The organism is Azospirillum formosense (genome assembly GCF_013340925.1).
GTDB lineage: Bacteria > Pseudomonadota > Alphaproteobacteria > Azospirillales > Azospirillaceae > Azospirillum > Azospirillum formosense.
In genome coordinates this window covers 1-4,076 of record NZ_WHOR01000387.1, presented here as the reverse complement: position 1 = coordinate 4,076, position 4,076 = coordinate 1, and the positions used below count along the sequence as shown (strand labels likewise).

General features: G+C 70.8%; 6 protein-coding genes. All 6 read right to left on the bottom strand.

Annotation, left to right across the window (positions count from 1 at the left end):
- Positions 1–49: 49 nt before the first annotated feature.
- Positions 50–334 (bottom strand): hypothetical protein, encoded by a 285-nt coding sequence (locus tag GBZ26_RS27855; RefSeq protein ID WP_174441583.1) that lies wholly within the window; start codon positions 332–334, stop codon positions 50–52.
- Between the two features lie 155 nt (positions 335–489).
- Positions 490–975: an outer membrane lipid asymmetry maintenance protein MlaD gene (mlaD, locus tag GBZ26_RS27850; RefSeq protein ID WP_014241151.1), complete on the bottom strand. Its 486-nt coding sequence runs from the start codon at positions 973–975 to the stop codon at positions 490–492.
- A gap of 30 nt (positions 976–1,005) precedes the next feature.
- Entirely contained in the window at positions 1,006–1,398 is a 393-nt protein-coding gene (locus GBZ26_RS27845) for an NADH:ubiquinone oxidoreductase subunit NDUFA12 (RefSeq protein WP_145674412.1), read from the bottom strand.
- Between the two features lie 130 nt (positions 1,399–1,528).
- A complete protein-coding gene (locus GBZ26_RS27840) occupies positions 1,529–2,200 on the bottom strand; it encodes a LysE family translocator (protein ID WP_174441582.1) in 672 nt (223 codons plus the stop codon).
- A 13-nt stretch (positions 2,201–2,213) separates the two neighbouring features.
- Entirely contained in the window at positions 2,214–3,122 is a 909-nt protein-coding gene (locus tag GBZ26_RS27835; RefSeq protein WP_174441581.1) for a lipid A biosynthesis lauroyl acyltransferase, read from the bottom strand.
- On the bottom strand, positions 3,115–4,074 hold the full coding sequence (gene lpxK, locus GBZ26_RS27830; protein WP_247884927.1) for a tetraacyldisaccharide 4'-kinase: 960 nt from the start codon (positions 4,072–4,074) through the stop codon (positions 3,115–3,117). Before lpxK ends, GBZ26_RS27835 begins: the two co-directional genes overlap by 8 nt.
- Positions 4,075–4,076: the final 2 nt, after the last annotated feature.

Sequence of the window (4,076 nt, the reverse complement as noted above, 5' to 3'; positions counted from 1 at the left end):
AGAGTCCCATTATTCCCGTGGGCTCGGAGTTGTGTAAAAGAGGGAGGATCTACGCTCGAAGTTGTTCCGTTGTGTTGCTGCCGCTGGGGGGGGTGCCGCCGTAGGGGGTTTTGGTGGGGAACGGCCCGGCGGTCCCCTCCTCCCCCTCGCCCTGCTGGGTGGCGGTGCCGCCCGCGGCGCCCGCGGCGCCGCCGACCACCGCGCCGACCGGCCCGCCGACCACGGCGCCCGCCGCAGCCCCGCCCAGCGCGCCGCTGGCGGCCTTCTCCTCGGTGTTCACGCCGCAGGCGGCGGCGAGCAGGGCGAGGCCGAGAACCAGGAAACGGGCTTTCATCGCTGATCTCCTTTGATGAGTGTGCCGTGTTGGGTCTGGGCAAGGAAACGGCAGCGTGGCCGCGGCTGTTCCGAAGGGGATTGGGGAAAAGTGGGTGGGCAAAAGAAAAAAGGGGCCGCGAGGCCCCTTCGTTCGTCGTACCGGTTGTGTGGCGCTTACAGCTTGGGCGGCTCGCCACCCTCCTGGCCGGGCTTGCTCATGTTCTGCAGCGAGAAGATGACCTGGCCCAGGAGTTGCTCGATGCCGGGGGTGCTCTGCGTGTATTCGACGCGGCCGTCCGGCTTGAGCATGTCCTCTTCGCCGCCCGGCTCCAGCGACAGGAACTTGCCGCCCAGCAGGCTTTCCGAGGCGATGACCGCAGCGGTGTCCTTGGGCAGCTTGATGTCCGGGTGGATCGACATGTGCACGACCGCCTGATAGCTCTTCGGGTCGAGCGTCAGTTCGGTGACCGACCCCACCTTCACGCCACTGATCCGCACGTCCGCTCCGCTCTGCAGGCCGGAGATGCTGGTGAAATTGGCGGTGAGGGCATAGCCGTTCACCTTGCGCAAATCGGCGCTGGTGTAGGCGAAAGCCAGAAAAAAGCCGGCCACGGCGAGGACGACCCCGCCGAGCACGGTTTCAATCACATTGCGGCGCATGAGGGATTCCTAAAGGACCGAGCAGGCGTCTCAGCCCGGAGTCCAGGGTTCGTAATCGCCGGTGGCGCGCACGCGCTGCCCGCCCGCATACTGGTGCCCGGGCGGCCGGTAGGCCTGGAGCGAGCCGGACAGGTTCGGCAGATGCTCCTTCTGCCACGGCTTGTGGAAGGCGCTGTTGCCTTCCGGCAGCGGTTCCTTGGTGGTGTGATGCAGCCAGGAATGCCATTCCGGGGGCACCTTGGAGGCATCCGGTTCCCCGGCGTAGATCACCCAGCGGCGTTCCTTCACGCCGGCGATGGCGCTGGGGCAACGGTAATAGGTGTTGCCGAAGCGGTCGGTGCCGACCTTGTTGCCCCGGCGCCAGGTGACAAACCGGATGTGGATGTTCGCCATCCAGGTGATCAGGGAGATTTTCTCGCTCATCGTCGCTCGCGGTCGGTAAGCCATTCGGCCGGACGGGCTGGCCGGTTTAAACGCGGGCGGCACTATGACACCCCCGGCCACGCACGTCCACTGACTCCGCAACGTCTTTTCCCGCCTGACGGATTCGCCGTCAGGCGATGCGCCGGTCGGTCAGCAGCAGGCGCAGGGCGAATCCCAGGAACAGCACACCCGCGACGCCGTCCAGAACCGCCCGCACCCGCGCGCTGGACAGCGCGCGGCGCGCGGCGCCGGCGCTGAGGGCCGCGACCCCCAGCAGGTAGAGGCCGCCGATGACGCCGAGGATCGAACCCAGCAGGAAGATCTGCAGCGCGACGTGGCCGAGCGCCGGTGCGACGAATTGCGGCACGAAGGCGAGATAGAACAGGATGACCTTCGGATTCAGCAGATTGGTCAGCAACGCCTGGAGGAAGACGCGGTGCGCCGGGGCCGACTCGGGCTTGGCCGTGGCTTCCTCCGCGCCACCGCGGCAGCCGAATCCGGTCCGCAGGGCGCTCCACAGCGCCCGCCCGCCGATCCAGCCCAGATAGGCGCCGCCGGCGTAGCGCAGCACGTCGAACAGGGCCGGCGAGGCGGCGACCAGCGCCGAGATGCCGGCGGCGGCGAGCAGCGCGTGAATCAGGTTGCCCAACGTGATGCCGGCGGTGGCGACCACCCCGGCGTTGCGCCCGTCCATCACGCTGCGCGACAGGACCAGCAGCGAATCCGGTCCCGGCGCCAGCGTCAGGACCAGCGCCGCGACGAGGTAGAGTTGAAGCAGATGCGGGTCGAGCGGCAGGGCCATGGGACTTTCTCCGTCAGTCGGGCCAGCGCCGGTGCAGCCAGAGCCATTCGGCGGGGCGCTCCCGAATCCATTGCTCCAACAGAGCGTTCAGGCGCTCCATCAAAATCCGCACATCAGCGTTGCGGTCGCCGGTGTTCGGCGGTTCCACCGGCGGCAGGACGGTGATGCGGAAGCGCGCGCCGCCCAGCCGCTCGGTCCGCGCCGGCACCAGCGGGATGCCCAGCCGCAGGGCAAGCTGCGCCGCCGCCGGGGCGGTCATGGCGTCGCGCCCGAAGAAGGGGACGGGCATGCCGTCGTTCATCTTCTGGTCGATCAGCATGCCGACATGCCCACCCTTGGTCAGGGTGCGCAGAAGCGCGCGCGCGCCCTCGGGTCCCTTGGGAATGTGCGTGCCGCCGGCGGCCCCCCGCAGTTCGGTCAGCAGCCGGCTGACATAGGGGTTGTTGGGCGCGCGGTAGACCACCGCCAGTTCCAATCCCATCTTGCGGGAGCAGACGGGCTTCACTTCCCAGTTGGCGAAATGGCCGGACACCAGGATGCCGGCCTTGCCGTCCTCGCGCAGGGCGTCGATGTGCTCCGCCCCGATCACCTCGGTCCGCCCGCCGGGGCCATAGGCGCCGATGGCGTCGAGGTGCGGGTATTCGGCGATGACGCGTCCCAGATTGTCCCACATGCCGAGGATGATCGCGTCGATCTCCGCGCGGGACTTCTCGGGGAAGGCGCGCTCCAGGTTGCGGCGGGCGGTGCGGGTGCCGCGAAGGCGGGGGCCGACGGTCCGCCCGATCCAGCCGCCCAGCGCCGAGGCGCGGTCGAGCGGCAGGGAGCGGAACAGACCGCAGAAGCCGTGGACGAGGACGGCCTCCAGCGGGTAGCCGACCCGGCGGGTCAGCCAGGACACCAGGGGGCCGCGCGGCTTAGCCATGAGGAACTCCAGTCGGAAGTCCGATCAGAAGGGGGGCGAGCAGGCGGTCGAGGGCGGCGGGCTCCCGCCAGACGGCGCGCACCGGGACCACCCGGACCAGGGCGCGCAGAGGGTCCGGCAGGCGGACGGCGTCCTTCACGGTGGTGACCGGCAGGGCGCCCAGGGCGGCGGCGCGGTCCACCAGGGCCATCACTTCTTCGGGGCGGTAGGGGTGATGGTCGGCGAAGGGCCTGCGCTCCACCACGCGGGCGCCCAGCGCCTCCAGAGTCGCGAAGAACTTCTCGGGGCGTCCGATGCCGGCGAAGGCAAGGACCGCCTGTCCGGCCAGGGCGCGGGCTTCCTCCACCGGCTCCAGCCGGGCGTGGAGGACGGGCAGGGCGCCGGCCACGCGGCGTTCCACCCCGGCGCGGTCCTCGCCCAGCACGACCACGGCCCCGGCGCGGGCCAGCCCGCGCGCCACCGGTTCGCGCAGCGGGCCGGCCGGGACGAGATGGCCATTGCCGAAGCCCACCGCCCCATCCACCACGATCAGCGACAGATCCTTGGCGAGGTGGGGATTCTGGAAACCGTCGTCCATGACGATGACGGAGGCGCCCGCCGCGACCGCCGCCCGCGTTCCGGCGGCGCGGTCGCGCGCCACCCAGCAGGGGCCGTGGGCGGCCAGCAGCAGCGCCTCGTCGCCCACCGCGGCGGAGTCGTGAGTGCCGAGGTCGACGGCAAGAGGGCCGCGCTCCCGCCCGCCATGACCGCGGGTGAGGAAGGCGGGGGCGACGCCGCGGGCGCGCAGGGCCTCGGCCACCGCGATGCAGACCGGCGTCTTGCCGGCCCCGCCCGCCACCAGATTGCCCACGCAGAGGACCGGCGCGGCGGCCCGTTCCGCTCGCCCCGACGCCATGCGCAGCCGCCCGGCCAGCCCGTAAAGCGCGCCCAGCGGGGCAAGCGCCCAGCCCAGGG

Bases quoted from the DNA above. Each gene is read 5' to 3' on its own strand.
- GBZ26_RS27855 (WP_174441583.1), bottom strand. From the start codon at position 334: ATGAAAGCCCGTTTCCTGGTTCTCGGCCTCGCCCTGCTCGCCGCCGCC.
- mlaD (WP_014241151.1), bottom strand. From the start codon at position 975: ATGCGCCGCAATGTGATTGAAACCGTGCTCGGCGGGGTCGTCCTCGCC.
- GBZ26_RS27845 (WP_145674412.1), bottom strand. From the start codon at position 1,398: ATGAGCGAGAAAATCTCCCTGATCACCTGGATGGCGAACATCCACATC.
- GBZ26_RS27840 (WP_174441582.1), bottom strand. From the start codon at position 2,200: ATGGCCCTGCCGCTCGACCCGCATCTGCTTCAACTCTACCTCGTCGCG.
- GBZ26_RS27835 (WP_174441581.1), bottom strand. From the start codon at position 3,122: ATGGCTAAGCCGCGCGGCCCCCTGGTGTCCTGGCTGACCCGCCGGGTC.